General features: G+C 55.1%; 13 protein-coding genes and 5 tRNA genes. 12 read left to right on the top strand and 6 right to left on the bottom strand.

Annotation, left to right across the window (positions count from 1 at the left end; genetic code table 11):
• The first annotated feature begins 31 nt into the window (after nt 1-31).
• From alaS to ABGB15_RS05295, 12 genes are all read left to right on the top strand, one after another.
• Nucleotides 32-2,659, top strand: coding sequence for an alanine--tRNA ligase (alaS, locus tag ABGB15_RS05240; protein ID WP_152081997.1), 2,628 nt, complete (start codon nt 32-34; stop codon nt 2,657-2,659).
• A gap of 241 nt (nt 2,660-2,900) precedes the next feature.
• Nucleotides 2,901-3,086 (top strand): carbon storage regulator CsrA, encoded by a 186-nt coding sequence (csrA, locus tag ABGB15_RS05245; RefSeq protein WP_000906486.1) that lies wholly within the window; start codon nt 2,901-2,903, stop codon nt 3,084-3,086.
• 342 nt (nt 3,087-3,428) lie between these two features.
• Nucleotides 3,429-3,521 (top strand) — tRNA-Ser (locus tag ABGB15_RS05250).
• Between the two features lie 4 nt (nt 3,522-3,525).
• Nucleotides 3,526-3,602 (top strand) — tRNA-Arg (locus tag ABGB15_RS05255).
• A gap of 64 nt (nt 3,603-3,666) precedes the next feature.
• Nucleotides 3,667-3,743, top strand: a tRNA-Arg gene (locus ABGB15_RS05260).
• Nucleotides 3,744-3,806: 63 nt separating this feature from the next.
• Nucleotides 3,807-3,883: transfer RNA gene (locus ABGB15_RS05265), tRNA-Arg, on the top strand.
• Nucleotides 3,884-3,947: 64 nt separating this feature from the next.
• Nucleotides 3,948-4,024, top strand: a tRNA-Arg gene (locus ABGB15_RS05270).
• A 126-nt stretch (nt 4,025-4,150) separates the two neighbouring features.
• Complete coding sequence (gene yqaB / locus ABGB15_RS05275; RefSeq protein WP_152081996.1) at nt 4,151-4,717, top strand: fructose-1-phosphate/6-phosphogluconate phosphatase; 567 nt, start codon at nt 4,151-4,153, stop codon at nt 4,715-4,717.
• Complete coding sequence (locus ABGB15_RS05280; RefSeq protein WP_152081995.1) at nt 4,714-5,142, top strand: YqaA family protein; 429 nt, start codon at nt 4,714-4,716, stop codon at nt 5,140-5,142. The genes yqaB and ABGB15_RS05280 overlap by 4 nt, the downstream gene beginning before the upstream one ends.
• An 83-nt stretch (nt 5,143-5,225) precedes the next feature.
• Nucleotides 5,226-6,770 (top strand): glutamate--cysteine ligase, encoded by a 1,545-nt coding sequence (gshA, locus tag ABGB15_RS05285; protein ID WP_215722631.1) that lies wholly within the window; start codon nt 5,226-5,228, stop codon nt 6,768-6,770.
• Nucleotides 6,771-6,922: 152 nt separating this feature from the next.
• Nucleotides 6,923-7,438 carry an S-ribosylhomocysteine lyase gene (luxS, locus tag ABGB15_RS05290; protein WP_152081993.1) on the top strand — a complete coding sequence of 172 codons (516 nt, stop codon included), beginning with the start codon at nt 6,923-6,925 and terminating at the stop codon, nt 7,436-7,438.
• A gap of 64 nt (nt 7,439-7,502) precedes the next feature.
• Entirely contained in the window at nt 7,503-8,264 is a 762-nt protein-coding gene (locus tag ABGB15_RS05295; RefSeq protein ID WP_152081992.1) for a helix-turn-helix domain-containing protein, read from the top strand.
• Here ABGB15_RS05295 and leuA read toward each other — a convergent pair.
• From leuA to proX, 6 genes are all read right to left on the bottom strand, one after another.
• Nucleotides 8,249-9,910 (bottom strand): 2-isopropylmalate synthase, encoded by a 1,662-nt coding sequence (leuA, locus tag ABGB15_RS05300; protein ID WP_215722632.1) that lies wholly within the window; start codon nt 9,908-9,910, stop codon nt 8,249-8,251. The two genes, ABGB15_RS05295 and leuA, sit on opposite strands and share 16 nt — an antisense overlap.
• 199 nt (nt 9,911-10,109) lie before the next feature.
• The gene (emrB, locus tag ABGB15_RS05305; RefSeq protein ID WP_152081990.1) at nt 10,110-11,657 is read right to left on the bottom strand and encodes a multidrug efflux MFS transporter permease subunit EmrB; all 1,548 of its coding nucleotides are present in this window, start codon (nt 11,655-11,657) and stop codon (nt 10,110-10,112) included.
• Nucleotides 11,658-11,673: 16 nt separating this feature from the next.
• Nucleotides 11,674-12,846, bottom strand: a complete 1,173-nt coding sequence (gene emrA, locus ABGB15_RS05310; protein WP_215722633.1) for a multidrug efflux MFS transporter periplasmic adaptor subunit EmrA — start codon at nt 12,844-12,846, stop codon at nt 11,674-11,676.
• Between the two features lie 126 nt (nt 12,847-12,972).
• Nucleotides 12,973-13,503 (bottom strand): transcriptional repressor MprA, encoded by a 531-nt coding sequence (gene mprA / locus ABGB15_RS05315; protein WP_152081988.1) that lies wholly within the window; start codon nt 13,501-13,503, stop codon nt 12,973-12,975.
• A 314-nt stretch (nt 13,504-13,817) separates the two neighbouring features.
• Nucleotides 13,818-15,002, bottom strand: coding sequence for an MFS transporter (locus ABGB15_RS05320; RefSeq protein WP_215722634.1), 1,185 nt, complete (start codon nt 15,000-15,002; stop codon nt 13,818-13,820).
• Nucleotides 15,003-15,196: 194 nt separating this feature from the next.
• On the bottom strand, nt 15,197-16,192 hold the full coding sequence (gene proX, locus ABGB15_RS05325) for a glycine betaine/L-proline ABC transporter substrate-binding protein ProX (protein ID WP_152081986.1): 996 nt from the start codon (nt 16,190-16,192) through the stop codon (nt 15,197-15,199).
• Nucleotides 16,193-16,199 lie beyond the last annotated feature (7 nt).

Consider the following 16,199-nt stretch of genomic DNA (forward strand, 5'->3'; position numbering starts at 1 on the left):
GACATTTCGTTAGCTTGATTTCAGGATAATTATGAGCAAGAGCACCGCTGAGATCCGTCAGGCGTTTCTCGATTTTTTCCATAGTAAGGGACACCAGGTTGTTGCCAGCAGCTCCCTGGTGCCAAACAACGACCCGACTTTACTGTTTACCAACGCCGGGATGAACCAGTTCAAGGATGTTTTCCTTGGTCTCGACAAGCGTAATTATTCCCGCGCCACAACCTCACAGCGTTGCGTGCGTGCGGGCGGTAAACACAACGATCTGGAAAACGTCGGTTACACCGCGCGCCACCACACTTTCTTCGAAATGCTGGGTAACTTCAGCTTCGGCGACTACTTCAAACACGATGCAATCCAGTACGCATGGGAACTGCTGACCGGTGAAAACTGGTTCAACCTGCCGAAAGAACGTCTGTGGGTTACCGTCTATGAAACCGATGACGAAGCCTACGAAATCTGGGAAAAAGAGGTCGGTATCCCGCGCGAACGTATTATTCGCATTGGCGATAACAAAGGCGCACCTTACGCGTCTGACAACTTCTGGCAGATGGGCGATACCGGTCCTTGCGGTCCGTGTACCGAGATCTTCTACGATCACGGCGACCACATCTGGGGCGGCCCTCCGGGAAGCGCGGAAGAAGATGGCGATCGCTACATTGAGATCTGGAACATCGTTTTCATGCAGTTCAACCGTCAGGCTGACGGTACGATGGAGCCGCTGCCAAAACCGTCTGTCGACACCGGTATGGGTCTGGAGCGTATCGCGGCGGTTCTGCAGCATGTTAACTCCAACTACGAGATTGACCTGTTCAGCACCCTGATTAAAGCCGTTGCAGACGTGACGGGCGCAACCGATCTGAACAATAAATCTCTGCGCGTTATCGCAGACCATATTCGTTCCTGTGCGTTCCTGGTTGCTGATGGTGTGATCCCGTCGAATGAAAACCGTGGCTACGTGCTGCGCCGTATCATTCGTCGTGCGATCCGTCATGGCAACATGCTGGGCGCGAAGGACACCTTCTTCTACAAACTCGTTGGGCCACTGATTGGCGTGATGGGTGCTGCCGGTGACGAACTGAAACGCCAGCAGGCGCAGGTTGAGCAGGTTCTGAAAACCGAAGAAGAGCAGTTTGCCCGTACCCTGGAGCGCGGTCTGGCGCTGCTGGATGATGAACTGGCAAAACTTAAGGGCGACACGCTGGATGGCGAAACCGCTTTCCGTCTGTACGACACCTACGGCTTCCCGGTTGACCTGACGGCTGACGTTTGCCGCGAGCGCAACATCAAAGTTGACGAAGCGGGCTTTGAAGCCGCAATGGAAGAGCAGCGCCGTCGTGCGCGTGAGTCCAGCGGTTTTGGTGCCGACTACAATGCGATGATCCGCGTTGATAGCGCGTCTGAATTCAAAGGCTACGAAGCACTGGAACTGACCGGTAAAGTGACCGCCCTGTTTGTTGACGGTAAAGCCGTAGACAGCATCAGCGCAGGTCAGGATGCGGTTGTGATTCTGGATAAAACCCCGTTCTATGCTGAGTCTGGCGGCCAGGTGGGTGATAAAGGCGAACTGAAAGGTAACGGCTTTAGCTTCAGCGTCAGCGATACGCAGAAATACGGTCAGGCGATTGGTCACCAGGGCAAACTGGTTTCCGGTTCTCTGAAAGTGGGCGAGGGTGTTCAGGCTAACGTTGATGAAGCTCGCCGTGCGCGCATTCGCCTGAACCACTCTGCAACGCACCTGATGCACGCCGCTTTGCGTGAAGTGTTGGGTACGCACGTTGCGCAGAAAGGTTCTCTGGTTAATGACAAAGTGCTGCGTTTCGACTTCTCGCATTTTGAAGCGATGAAGCCATCTGAAATCCGCGCGGTGGAAGATCTGGTAAACGCGCAGATCCGTCGTAACCTGCCAATCGAAACCCACATTATGGATCTCGAGGCGGCGAAGAAAAAAGGTGCGATGGCGCTGTTTGGCGAGAAATATGACGACCGCGTTCGCGTACTAAGCATGGGCGACTTCTCTACCGAACTGTGCGGTGGTACTCACGCATCGCGCACCGGTGATATCGGTCTGTTCCGCATCGTTTCCGAGTCTGGTACGGCGGCAGGCGTTCGTCGTATTGAAGCGGTGACCGGTGAAGGCGCTATTGCCAGCCTGCATGCACAGAGCGACCAGTTGCACGACATCGCGCAACTGCTGAAAGGCGATAGCCAGAATCTGGGCGAGAAAGTGCGTGTCGCGCTGGATCGTACTCGTCAGCTGGAAAAAGAACTGCAGCAACTGAAAGAACAGGCTGCGGCGCAGGAGAGCGCAAACCTCTCCAGCAAAGCGGTAGACATTAAGGGCGTTAAATTGCTGGTCAGCGATCTGGCTGGCGTTGAGCCTAAGATGCTTCGCACTATGGTCGACGATCTGAAGAACCAGCTCGGTTCAACAGTCATCGTGCTGGCGACAGTGGCAGAAGGTAAGGTTTCTCTGATTGCGGGCGTCTCTAAGGATGTGACCGACCGCGTGAAAGCAGGGGAACTGATTGGTATGGTCGCCCAGCAGGTGGGCGGTAAGGGTGGCGGTCGTCCGGACATGGCGCAAGCCGGTGGTACGGATGCGGCGGCACTTCCTGCGGCATTGGCCAGTGTTGAAAGCTGGGTAAGCGCGAAACTGTAATAACTACAAAGCACAAGCAGACGCCATAGCGGCAACGTTATGGCGTCTTGTTCACTGCGCTATCGACAACGATAAAGTCAGGTTGAGTTTGTGTATATCGGCTAAACTTACGTTTAACAGAATGTGATGCCGTGACTGCTTACACTTTACGTGTTTGTCATCGCTTACTTTTTGGCGTTATATGATGGATAATGCCGGGATACAAGAGACCCGACTCTTTTAATCTTTCAAGGAGCAAAGAATGCTGATTCTGACTCGTCGAGTTGGTGAGACCCTCATGATTGGGGATGAGGTCACCGTGACAGTTTTAGGGGTAAAGGGTAACCAGGTTCGTATTGGTGTGAACGCCCCTAAAGAAGTATCTGTCCACCGTGAAGAGATCTACCAGCGTATCCAGGCTGAAAAATCCCAGCAGTCCAGTTACTGATATTATCGCGTCTCGCTGTCGGGCGAGACGCAACCCTCCTGTCATTTTTCCTGCTGAAAGTTACCGTTCTGATTCAAACGCTCTGTTTTTAACCACTCTCTTACGCTTTACGCGCGCAAACGTCACCCTTCTCTCACCGGATTTCTGTGAAGATGGCTGCAAAATCCGCTTATAAAACACCCTCTTTGCGGGTTTTACATGCGAATTGCCTGTGATTTGTGCAAACGATAAAAGCGTGAGGAAAATTGTTTGACTTATAAGTCCCAGAAAGTAATATATGCGCCACGCAGCGACGAGAAGCTCTCAACAAGTTACTCGAAGCACTCGAAAGAGGCGTTGTGTGGTGAGGTGGCCGAGAGGCTGAAGGCGCTCCCCTGCTAAGGGAGTATGCGGTCAAAAGCTGCATCCGGGGTTCGAATCCCCGCCTCACCGCCATTTTGCATCCGTAGCTCAGCTGGATAGAGTACTCGGCTACGAACCGAGCGGTCGGAGGTTCGAATCCTCCCGGATGCACCATCTATTACTTCATATTGCTTTAGAAGTGATATGAATATCGAGCAGTATAGTAGTAAATCCCGATGCATCCGTAGCTCAGCTGGATAGAGTACTCGGCTACGAACCGAGCGGTCGGAGGTTCGAATCCTCCCGGATGCACCATCTATTACTTCATATTGCTTAGAAGTGATATGAATATCGAGCAGTACAGTAGTAAATCCCGATGCATCCGTAGCTCAGCTGGATAGAGTACTCGGCTACGAACCGAGCGGTCGGAGGTTCGAATCCTCCCGGATGCACCATCTATTACTTCATATTGCTTTAGAAGTGATATGAATATCGAGCAGTACAGCAGTAAATCCCGATGCATCCGTAGCTCAGCTGGATAGAGTACTCGGCTACGAACCGAGCGGTCGGAGGTTCGAATCCTCCCGGATGCACCATCTCTTCTTGTCATCCCCTTCAATGTTTAGTTCTTAATCACTCTCATTGTTATCACTTCGCAATCAGCGACAAAAACCACCGTTTACGATAAAGTAATGCTTTGTTAATCGTTTAGCGAGAGCACGATGTACGCACAGTATGACGGTTTGATCTTCGACATGGATGGCACCATCCTGGATACCGAGCCTACGCATCGCAAAGCCTGGACTGACGTTCTGGGTCGTTACGGTATGCGTTTCGATTTACAGGCAATGATTGCCCTCAACGGATCTCCAACCTGGCGTATCGCGCAGGCCGTGATTGAACTCAACCAGGCCGATCTTGACCCACACCAGCTCGCGCGCGAAAAAACCGACGCGGTGAAAGCCATGCTGCTGGACACTGTGCGTCCTCTGCCACTTATTGATGTGGTTAAAGAGTGGCACGGACGTCGTCCTATGTCGGTCGGGACGGGCAGTGAGAGCGCCATTGCAGAGGCGTTGCTTAATCATCTTGGCCTGCGCCACTATTTTTCAGCCGTCGTCGCTGCCGATCATGTTAAAAATCACAAGCCCGCACCGGATACCTTCCTGCTTTGTGCAGAGTTAATGGGTGTCCCCGCGGCAAAATGCGTCGTGTTTGAAGATGCCGATTTCGGTATTCAGGCCGCGCGTGATGCCGGAATGGCCGCGGTTGACGTCCGCTTATTGTGAGTGACGCGCTGTCACTTGCTTCATTATTCGCCAGCAGTTTCTTAAGCGCGACGCTGTTACCGGGTAATTCGGAAGTGGTGCTGGTGGCGATGCTGTTGTCCGGCGTGAGTCAGCCGTGGTTGCTAGTGTTAATAGCAACAATGGGTAATAGCCTTGGAGGGCTGACTAACGTTATTCTTGGGCGTTTCTTTCCGCTGCGTGAAAAATCACGCTGGCAGGAAAAGGCAGTTGGCTGGCTAAAACGTTATGGCGCTGCCACGCTGTTACTAAGCTGGATGCCTGTAATAGGTGATTTGCTGTGTCTGCTGGCGGGATGGATGCGCATCTCCTGGGGACCGGTGCTCTTTTTTTTGTGCCTTGGCAAGGCGTTACGCTATGTCCTCGTGGCAGGAGTAACACTACAGGGTATGACGTGGTGGCACTAATTGGTGGAATGAATTCGCGACCTTCAATCGTCAACCATTACAATTATGCTGAGTGACAATTTTTTGACAGGCGGGAGGTCAAATTGATCCCGGACGTATCACAGGCGCTGGCCTGGCTGGAAAACCACCCTCAGGCACTGAAGGGTATTCAGCGTGGGCTTGAGCGCGAAACGCTGCGCGTTAATGCGGATGGCAGCTTAGCGACAACGGGTCACCCGAAGGCGCTAGGCTCAGCGCTGACACATAAATGGATCACAACCGATTTCGCCGAAGCGCTGCTGGAGTTCATTACGCCGGTCGACGGCGATATTGACCATATGCTGAAGACGTTGCGTGACGTCCATCGCTTCACCGCCCGCAACCTGGGTGACGAGCGTATGTGGCCGCTCAGCATGCCGTGCTATATCGAGCAGGGGCAGGATATTGAGCTGGCACAATACGGTACCTCGAATATTGGGCGGCTGAAAACGCTCTATCGCGAAGGTCTGAAGAACCGCTACGGCGCGCTGATGCAGACCATCTCCGGCGTGCATTACAACTTCTCATTGCCGATGGCGTTCTGGCAGGCGAAATGCGGTGAAACCGATAAAGAAGCGATCTCTGCAGGCTACTTCCGCCTGATCCGCAACTACTATCGTTTCGGCTGGGTCATTCCTTATCTGTTTGGCGCATCTCCGGCGATTTGTTCTTCCTTCCTGCAAGGGAAACCGACCACGCTGCCGTTCGAGAAAACCGAGTGCGGGATGTACTACCTGCCATTCGCTACCTCTTTGCGCCTGAGCGATCTTGGCTATACCAATAAATCGCAAAGCAATCTCGGTATTACGTTTAACGATTTGCACGAATATGTGGCAGGATTGAAGCGGGCGATCAAAACCCCGTCCGAAGAGTACGAGAAAATCGGCCTCGAAAAAGACGGTAAGCGTCTGCAAATTAACAGCAACGTGCTGCAGATTGAAAACGAGCTGTACGCGCCGATTCGTCCGAAGCGCGTTACCCGTAGCGGTGAAACGCCGTCGGATGCGCTGCAGCGCGGCGGCATTGAATACATTGAAGTGCGCTCGCTGGATATCAACCCGTTCTCACCAATTGGCGTTGATGAACAGCAGATTCGCTTCCTGGATCTGTTTATGGTCTGGTGCGTGCTGGCAGATGCGCCGGAGATGAGTTCTGACGAGCTTCTCTGTACCCGCACCAACTGGAATCGCGTGATCCTGGAAGGACGCAAGCCGGGCCTGACACTGGGTATCGGCTGTGAAACAGCCCAGTTCCCGCTGGCGAAAGTGGGTAAAGATCTGTTCCACGATCTGAAACGCGTCGCTCAAACGATGGACAGCGTTTATGGCGGTAACGAGTATCAAAACGTCTGCGATCAACTGGTCGAATGTTTTGATAATCCTGAACTGACATTCTCAGCACGTATTCTGCGTTCTATGATTGATCAGGGCATTGGTGGAACCGGACGCGCACTGGGTGCAGAATACCGTGAGATGCTGATGCGTGAGCCGTTAGAAATTTTGAGCGAAGCGGATTTTGTTGCAGAGCGAGACGCTTCAGTGATGCGCCAGAAAGAGGTGGAAGCGGCAGATACCGAGCCGTTTGAGGTGTTTCTGGCAAAGCAGGCTTGAACCAAAAGAAAAAGGCCACATCGCTGTGGCCAAAATATACATCTCTGAATTCAGGGATGATGATAACAAATGCGCGTCTTTCATATACTCAGACGCACATTCTGTAGAAGAGTTCAGTTTATTTTAAAAAAAATCACTATCGGAGGTGACGTATGCCGTTATTAGATAGCTTTACTGTCGACCATACCCGTATGGAAGCACCTGCTGTACGTGTGGCGAAGACCATGCACACCCCGCACGGCGACACGATCACCGTCTTCGATCTGCGCTTCTGTGTGCCGAACAAAGAAGTGATGCCGGAAAAAGGTATTCATACTCTGGAGCACCTGTTCGCCGGTTTTATGCGCGATCATCTGAACGGCAACGGCGTGGAGATTATTGATATTTCTCCTATGGGCTGCCGTACCGGTTTCTACATGAGCCTGATTGGTCAGCCTGAAGAGACCCGCGTCGCGGATGCGTGGAAAGCAGCAATGGCGGACGTGCTGAAGGTAAAAGAGCAGAACCAGATCCCTGAGCTGAACGTGTATCAATGCGGTACTTACCAAATGCACTCTCTGGAAGAAGCGCAGGAGATCGCGCGTCACATCATCGAGCGTGATGTTCGCGTGAACAGCAACGACGAGCTGGCCCTGCCGAAAGAAAAACTGCAGGAACTGCACATCTAGTCATGTGCCTGTGGATGCCCGGTGGCGCTTCGCTTACCGGGCCTACAATTGGCCGGTGCCTCCTTTGACCACAACGTCAACCTTCTCCTTTACCCATCGCCCCCTCGTTCCGTTTGCCCATGATTATGCTCATGGCGACAGCGAGCCGTGGCACCAGCACGACTGCGCCCAACTGCTGCACAGTCTGAGCGGGGTGGTACGGGTGGATACCGCCTCCGGTTGTTGGGTGGTCCCTCCGGGCCGGGGCGTCTGGCTTCCGGCAGGCACCCGGCACGCGCTTCGTATTACCGGCAACGTAGCGGCTCGCACGCTGTTCATCGATCCGCTGGCGCGCGCCGATCTCCCCGCGACCTGTCAGATCGTGCAGATCTCCCCGTTGTTACGCGAGCTGATCCTTGCCAGCTTTGCGCTTCCTGAATCCTACTCACCCGGTAGCCGTGAAGAACGGGTGTATGAACTGATCCTGGATGAAATCCGCATTATGCCGGTACTGCCATTTCACCTGCCGGAGCCGGAAAGTGAGTCGCTACAAAGGCTCTGCCAACAGATCCGTCAGTCGCCAGGCGAAAGCTGGAGCGGCAAGCTGGCAGCCAGCCAGACCAGCATGAGTGAGCGCACTCTTAACCGTCATTTTCAGCAGCAGACGGGCTTGAGCTACGGTGAATGGGTAAGAAGGGCACGCCTGATGGAAGCGTTATTGCGGCTGGCGCAGGGCCAGCCGGTGTTACGCGTGGCGCTGGATTTAGGCTACGGCAGCCACAGCGCCTTTACAGCGATGTTTCGCCGGGTGATGGGCATCTCTCCCAGTGATTACTTCAAAGATTGACCGACGGCGTTAAACAATGCCTGAATAGACGCGCGTGCCACGTCGCTGTCGATACCCACGCCCCAGCGGCTGCTGCCATCCTGGAACAGGCAGCGAATATAGGCCACTGAGCGGCTGTCGCTGCGTTCCCCCAGCGTATGCTCATGATAATCTTTGATCATAAACGGCATATTTATCCAGCGACTCAGACCGTTAGCAGCGGCGGACAACAGACCATTACCCTGTCCCTCAAGCTGGCGAGTTCCCCCTTGCGCAGCAACGTTTGCCGTCAGGCGTAACTGGCCGTCCTGCTGGCTGTCGCTGCGGTACGATTGCAATGCAAACTGCGGTGTTGCGATCAGCCCGTAGCGGCTGCGGAACAGCTGCCAGAGCGCGTTCTGCGTCATCTCTTTTCCGTGACGGTCTGTTTCCTGTTGTACGTGCAGGCTAAAGTCCTGCTGCAGGGCGCGGGGTAATTTCAGACCATGATTCTGTTCGATGAGCCAGGCGCTGCCGCTTTTTCCTGACTGGCTGTTAACGCGGATCACCGCTTCGTAGGAACAGCCGATATCCTGCGGGTCGACGGGAAGATACGGCATCTCCCAGCGTTCGCCGGGTTTACGGGCATCAAAGCCTTTTTTGATCGCATCCTGGTGCGAGCCGGAGAAAGCGGTGTAGGCCAGCCGCCCGGCCCACGGATGTCGTGGATGTACCGGCAGCTGATTGCAGGTTTCCACCACGTCGACCACGTGGTTCATATCGCTGAAGTTCAGGTTCGGGCGAATTCCCTGACTGTAGAGATTCATCGCCAGGGTCACCAGACAGACGTTGCCCGTGCGCTCGCCGTTGCCAAACAGACAGCCCTCAACGCGGTCTGCGCCCGCCATCACGGCCAGCTCTGCGCTGGCGACGCCGGTCCCGCGATCGTTATGCGGATGCACGCTGATGCAGACATCGCTGCGGCGGCTGAAATGACGACAGAAATACTCAATCTGATCGGCATAGACGTTCGGCGTGCTTACTTCGACGGTGGCCGGTAAGTTAATAATCATCGGACGCGCATCGCACGGCTGCCAGATTTCTGCCACCGCTTCGCAAATCTCCAGTGCAAACTCCGGCTCGGTAAAGCAGAAGGTTTCCGGGGAGTATTCGTATTGCCAGCGGGTGTCGGGATTCTCTTCGCACAGCTGGCGAATAAGCCGCGTGGAGCGAGTCGCCAGCTCGACAATTTGCGCTTTCTCCATGCCGAACACCAGACGGCGAAACAGCGGGGCGGTCGCGTTATACAGGTGAACCGTGGCCTGTTTCGCGCCGCGCAGGGACTCAAAGGTACGGCGAATTAAATCATCTCTTGCCTGGGTTAACACCTGAATGGTGACGTCATGCGGGATGCGATTCTCTTCAATCAACTGTCGGACAAAGTTGAAATCCGTTTGGGAGGCGGAGGGGAAAGCAACCTCAATCTCTTTAAACCCGCAGTCCAGCAGCAGCTCCCAGAACTGCAGCTTGCGCGTGCTGTCCATCGGTTCAGCAAGCGCCTGGTTGCCATCGCGTAAATCGGTCGAGAGCCAGCGCGGTGCATGGGTGATACGTTGTTCCGGCCAGCGACGGTCGGGCAGGGAAATGACGGGATAAGGTTGGTATTTGTCGGCGGGTGTGTTCAGCATGATGCGCTCCTGTTGTCTTTTCACTATCGTGAATCGATTTCAGGCGCGCTGCTTTATCGGAACTGACAATCGTTGTCGCGTTCTGGACAAGGGTGGCGATTGTTGCCCGGTGGCGGCTACGCCTTACCGGGCCTACGGATGTGCCGGTTATCGTAGGCCGGGTAAGGCGTAGCCGCCACCCGACAACCCTTGCACAGGGCTAGTGCGCGCCACCGCCGCCGCTACCGGCACCAAACGGCGGTTTAGCAAACCACACCAGCCCCAGCAGAACGAGGAAGATCCCCGCCGAGACCCAGAAAATCTCGTTTGCCGAGATAATCAGCCCCTGGTTAGTGATCTGCTGGGCAATCCAGCCGGATGCCTGCTGCTCTGTCATCCCCATCCCCTGCAGCTGGTTATACATCTGCTGAGCATTCGGGTTAAACGGGTTCACCGATTCGGTCAACTGGGCGTGGTGCATCGATTCACGATTAGTCCACAGGGTGGTGGTGATCGACGTCCCGATGGAGCCCGCCAGCGTTCGGGTGAAGTTCGACAGGCTCGATGCCGCCGCCATTCGCTCAGGTGGTAAGCCGGAAAGCGTGATGGTCGTCAGTGGCATAAAGAAACACGCTACCGCAAAGCCCTGAATAAACTGCGGCCACGCGGAGGCACCAAAGTCCATCCCCGGCTCGAACGTATACGCACGCCAGTAGAAGCACACCGCATACATAATGAAGCTGAATGTCACCAGGCGGCGCATGTCGAGCTTATGGGCGAACCGGCCGATAATCGGTGACAGCAGGACCGGAATTAACCCCACAGGCGCAGACGCCAGCCCCGCCCAGGTCGCGGTATAACCGTACACCTCCTGCAGTAACTGCGGCAGCAGAACGATTGCGCCGAAGTAGAGCATGTAGGCGAGGCTAATACACAGACAGCCTATCGTGAAGTTTCGCGATTTAAACAGCGAGAGATCGACTATCGGGTTATCGTCGGTCAGCTCCCAGACAATCAGGAAGCTAAGCGACACCACCGCGACAATTGTCAGGATGATAATCTCCCGCGAATTGAACCAGTCCAGCTCTTTACCCTGGTCGAGCATGACCTGCAGGCTACCGATGCCGATAACCAGCAGCGCCAGCCCCACGGCGTCAATTCGCCGCTGTTCCGTCCGGGTTTCCCTGCCGCGCAGTGACTGCAGCGTCATCATGACCACGATGGCACCAATCGGGACGTTGATAAAGAAGATCCAGCCCCAATGATAGTTGTCGCTGATATAGCCGCCTAAGATAGGCCCGCAAATCGGCGCGACAATCACGGTCATTGACCACAGCGCCAGCGCGATGGAGCGTTTGGCAGGCGGGTAGTTGTTCAGCAGCAAACTCTGCGACAGCGGAATCAACGGCCCGGCGACAATCCCCTGAATGACGCGGAAGAAAATCAGCATCGTCAGGCTGGTGGACATGCCGCACGCCCAGGAGGCGAGAACAAAGGCTATCGTTGACCACAGGAACAGCTTCACCTCACCGACGCGTTTCGCCAGCCAGCCGGTGATCGGAATGGAGATGGCGTTCGCCACCCCGAACGAGGTAATGACCCAGGTCCCCTGGCTTAATGATGAGCCAAGGTTCCCGGCGATCGTGGGGATCGCCACGTTTGCGATGGTGGAGTCCAGCACCTGCATGAATGTCGCCAGCGACAGCGCAATGGTCATAATGACCAGTTGCGCGCCTTCCAGCGGTTTTTGCGGCTTTTGCTGTTGCATAACGCTCACCTTCGGATTAACCGGCGTTTGCCTTCACGATGTCATCGATCAGCTTATTGACCGGATCGAGGCTAATTTCACGGGCGTTACTTTCATAAGCCGGGCTGCTGCGAACCTGGCTTGCCAGGATTTGGCCATCGCGGTTGGCGGTATCGACCGTCACCAGCGTAGAGAGGCCAATACGCAGCGGATGGTCCGCCAGCTGTTTTGCATCCAGCTCGATACGCACAGGCAGACGCTGAACCACTTTGATCCAGTTACCGGTGGCGTTTTGCGCAGGTAACAGGGAGAAGGCGCTGCCGGTCCCCATATCCAGGCCAACCACTTTACCGGTGTACTTCACGTCATCACCGTAGATGTCGCTGATGACCGTCGCGGTCTGGCCGATACGCATATGGGCAAGCTGCGTCTCTTTGAAGTTCGCATCTACCCACAGATTGTCCGCCGGAACCACCGCCATCAGCGGCGTGGTTGGGCTAATCTGCGCGCCTGGCTGCACGGAGCGGCGAGAGACGTAACCGGTCATCGGGCTGACGATTTTGGTACGTTGCAGGGCAAGCCATGCGTTGCGTACTTCGGTCGCCGCCTGTTTCACGGCTGGCTGGTTTTCCAGGCTGGTGTCCAGCACCATCGCCTGGTTAGCGTTGTACTGTTGAATCGCCACGTCAAGCTGTGCTTGCGCGCTGGCAACGGCATCGCGGGCGTGCTGCAACTCTTCACGGCCAATCAGGTTGGCGGTGCCGAGCGGCACACGACGATTGAGGTCGCTCTGCGCCTGCGCCAGTGCCGTTTTCTGCACGTCGATGCTGGCCTGAAGCTGTTTGCTGTTGATCATCAACTGGCGGGTCTGACGGACGCTGGACGCCAGTTCAGTCTGCGCTTTTTCAAACGCCTGCTGAGCATCGGTCGGATCGAGCGTGACCAGCACATCCCCTTTTTGCACAAAGTCGGTATTGTCAGCCCAGACTTTCGTCACGCTGCCCGACACCTGCGCCATAATTTGTACCTGGTTCCCTGCCACGTATGCATCGTCTGTCTCTTCAGCGTGACGCAATACCAAAAACCAATAGATCCCATATGCCACGGCAATAATAATAAAGAGCAAGGTCAGCAGAAGAAGGGCGCTCTTACGTTTGCCTTTCTTGTTGACCGGTTGCTGCGGGGTTGTGTTCTCCGCATTTGCGCTCATTGTTGTTCTCCACGATCTTCTTATTTTTCACATCGGCTGGGCCGACCTGTTGTCAGAAAGGCCAGCAGTGTGACGTGCTGGCCTGTCAGTTTTCTTATAAATCTGGATGGTTGAGCGTGTCGTCGCTTAGCGCAGCGCCTCAAGAATAGCGCCATCTTCATCCATCTGATCCAGACGGGTGAGCAGCTTGCGAGTGATGTGCTCAAGCTGGTCGCGCTCGGCGGTGCTGAGGGCAGACCACAGTTTGTGCAGGCAGTTGTGCTGCGGTGGCAGCACTTCGCGCAGGAATTCGTGACCTTTGTCGGTCAGTTGCAGATGCAGGCAACGGCGATCGTTGTCGCTTTCACGGCGCTCGATCCAGCCGCGTTTTTCCAGCTCATCAGCGATACGGGTGGCATTAGTACGGGATGAACCCAGTGCGCAGCTCAGCTCAGACGGCTGAATACTGTGGTTTTCCTGAGACTCCAGCGTAATCAACGCCATAAACAACGTCTCGTTAATCCCTTGAGCTTTCAGCATTTTATTACGGTTATCCAGCAGTTTCCCCTGCATGTGCATGCACAGGCGGGTCAGCAGGATCTCCTGGTACGGGAAGTCCTCATGACGACTGGCGCGGAATTTAAGCATTTGTTCAATGGGCGTAAACGAACTATCCATTTGGGTATAACCTCATTAATTACAGCCGATATAGTAACGATAGTGACAAATAATGTAAATGAATTATTTGTGCGGTTATATCCGCCAAATAAATGTCACGATCATAAAGCGCCGGGTAAGTCCGTGACCCGGTAGGCACAAAAAAGATGGGTGTGGCACCCTGGGGGAGAGGCAGTGGGGACGGGGGGTCTGAACTATTCATGCCGGTTGTTAATATGTCACCCACATTAAAATTTCTGGGATAAATGATTATGTTTACATTAACAGAGTGCAGGGCCCCTTTACACCCTCAGAGGCCCAAAGCAATGTAAAACTTAATGAATCGCCTCCTGGCGATGGTAACCGCGCCACCAGACCAGCAGATTCAGCGCCGCTACAATGGCCCCGATTGTACAAACACCTGTCCAGCCTGCATGTTGCCATGCCGAGGCTGAAATTAACGAGCCAGCGGCACCGCCGATAAAATAGCTGGTCATGTATCCGGCAGTAAGGCGGTTTCGTGCCTCCGGCTTCACGCGGTAAATCACGGTCTGGTTGGTGATATGCACACCCTGAACGGTGAGATCGAGCACCAGAATACCGACGATCAGCGCGAGTACGGAGATGTGTCCGTACCAGATCGCCGCCCAGGAGAGCAGCAGTAAAATCAGCCCGGCGGTCGTGGTCATATGCGATTTCCCTTTATCCGCCAGGCCGCCCGCCGGACGTGCGCCCAGCGCACCCGCGGCACCAGCCAGACCAAACAGGCCAATCACCCCTTCGGAATAGTTAAACGGTGGCGCGGCAAGGAGAAACGCCATTGACGTCCATAAAATACTGAAGTTAGCAAAGGTAAAACAGCCGAGCAGCGCGCGGGTACGCAGCAGTTTATCCTGCGTGAACAGGCTGAAAACCGAGGCGAGAAGCTGCGGATAATTCAGGTGGTTCTCCTGCTTCACTTTTGGCAGCCCGCGCCACAGCGCCAGTGCCATCACGACCATCAGCACGCTCGCCACCCAGTAAACGGTACGCCAGCCGCCGAGGCTTGCCAGCAGTCCGGCGACGGTACGCGCCAGCAAAATCCCCAGCAGCAGGCCGCTCATAATGGTGCCCACCACCTTGCCACGCTTTTCCGGCGAGGCGAGCGTGGCGGCAAGCGGCACCAGAATTTGTGCGACGACGGAGAACAGCCCCGTCAGCGCGGTGCCGATAATCATCATCGTTAACGACTGGCTGCTGGCGGTGATGAGCATCCCGCCTGCGGCCAGTAAGGTCATGAAGACAATCAGCATCCGCCGTTCAAACATATCGCCCAGTGGCACCAGAAACAGTAGCCCGGCGGCATAACCGAGCTGTGCGGCGGTAACAATAAAGCCTGCTGAACTGGCGGAGAGGTTGAATGCGCGGGCGATGGTATCAAGCAGAGGTTGCGCGTAATAGTTACTGGCGACGGCCAGACCCGTTGCCACGGACATTAAAAGGATAAGTGCCGGGCTAAGCCCGTGAGTTGTTTTTGTCATCAGGTTCAGGGATCGTGAGTTAAGTGATAATTTTTCCGGAAACCATAATAACGAATGATTGTGAATGTTGGGGGATTGTTACGTGATGGATTGTGCGGTTAAGCCCCTCACCCCGGCCCTCTCCCCAAAGGGGAGAGGGTGGATAAAGTCCCCTCTCCCCTTTGGGGAGAGGGCCGGGGTGAGGGGTTGTGTTTTTACTTCTGCGCCGCAAGCGCCTCTTTCACCCAGCCATCGAACTGCTGCTGGTGAGCTTTGATCCAGCCATCAACATGGCCTTTGATATCCGCTTCAGACGATTTGCCCGCATGCATCATGGCGTTCTGGGCGTTGATGTCCGCCAGCGGCAGTTTCATTACCGAGAACAGCTTCGCCGCTGCCGGGTTTTTCTCTGCCCAGGCTTTATTCGCCACGATGTGCATGGTATTCACCGGGAAACCATAGTTCATGCCGTTCGGCAGTTTGGTGTCGATATCTTTCTGCTCGCCCGGCAGGGAGGAGAACGGCACCTGCAGCCACACCACATCTTTGCCCGGCTTCAGCACGTCGCTCACCCAGTACGGGGTCCAGGTGTAATAGATCACCGGCTTGCCTTCTTTGAAGCGGGCAATGGTGTCGGCCATCATCGCCGAGTAGTTGCCGTGGCTGACGTCTACGGTTTTCGCCAGGTCAAAGGCTTTGTTCTGGTGGTTAATCACCGCCTCGCAGCCCCAGCCCGGCGAGCAGCCCATCATGTCAGCTTTGCCGTCGCCGTTGGTGTCGAACAGTTTGGCGATCTTCGGATCTTTCAACTGCTCAATATTGGTGATGTGGTACTGGTCGGCGGTTTTTTTGTCGATCAGGTAACCCTGCGCCGCACCGGTCACGAAGGTGCCTTCGCGATAGAATTTCTTGTCACCCCCGGCGGCGGTATACATATCGTCGTGCAGCGGCTGCCAGTTGACGGCGGTAAAGGTGGCATCACCGGAGGCAATCGAGGTGTAGCCCACGTTGTAATCCACTTCGCTTGGCGTGTTAACGGTATAGCCCAGTTTCTCCAGCGCACGGCTGACGATCAGGGTCTGGAAAGTCTCTTCCGAAATGGTGCTCTGAACCGGTTGCACGGTAATGCCTTTGCCAGGCAGGTCAGCCGCAAACGTGCTGGTGGAGACAAGGGTCGCAAACGCTGTGGCAAAAAGTACGTGATGTCGCATCGTTGTT

The organism is Enterobacter sp. MALB-1, assembly GCF_041021625.1.
Lineage (GTDB): Bacteria > Pseudomonadota > Gammaproteobacteria > Enterobacterales > Enterobacteriaceae > Enterobacter > Enterobacter oligotrophicus.

Bases quoted from the DNA above. Each gene is read 5' to 3' on its own strand.
- alaS (WP_152081997.1), top strand. From the start codon at position 32: ATGAGCAAGAGCACCGCTGAGATCCGTCAGGCGTTTCTCGATTTTTTC.
- ABGB15_RS05320 (WP_215722634.1), bottom strand. From the start codon at position 15,002: ATGACAAAAACAACTCACGGGCTTAGCCCGGCACTTATCCTTTTAATG.
- emrB (WP_152081990.1), bottom strand. From the start codon at position 11,657: ATGCAACAGCAAAAGCCGCAAAAACCGCTGGAAGGCGCGCAACTGGTC.
- proX (WP_152081986.1), bottom strand. From the start codon at position 16,192: ATGCGACATCACGTACTTTTTGCCACAGCGTTTGCGACCCTTGTCTCC.
- csrA (WP_000906486.1), top strand. From the start codon at position 2,901: ATGCTGATTCTGACTCGTCGAGTTGGTGAGACCCTCATGATTGGGGAT.
- yqaB (WP_152081996.1), top strand. From the start codon at position 4,151: ATGTACGCACAGTATGACGGTTTGATCTTCGACATGGATGGCACCATC.
- mprA (WP_152081988.1), bottom strand. From the start codon at position 13,503: ATGGATAGTTCGTTTACGCCCATTGAACAAATGCTTAAATTCCGCGCC.
- luxS (WP_152081993.1), top strand. From the start codon at position 6,923: ATGCCGTTATTAGATAGCTTTACTGTCGACCATACCCGTATGGAAGCA.
- leuA (WP_215722632.1), bottom strand. From the start codon at position 9,910: ATGCTGAACACACCCGCCGACAAATACCAACCTTATCCCGTCATTTCC.
- emrA (WP_215722633.1), bottom strand. From the start codon at position 12,846: ATGAGCGCAAATGCGGAGAACACAACCCCGCAGCAACCGGTCAACAAG.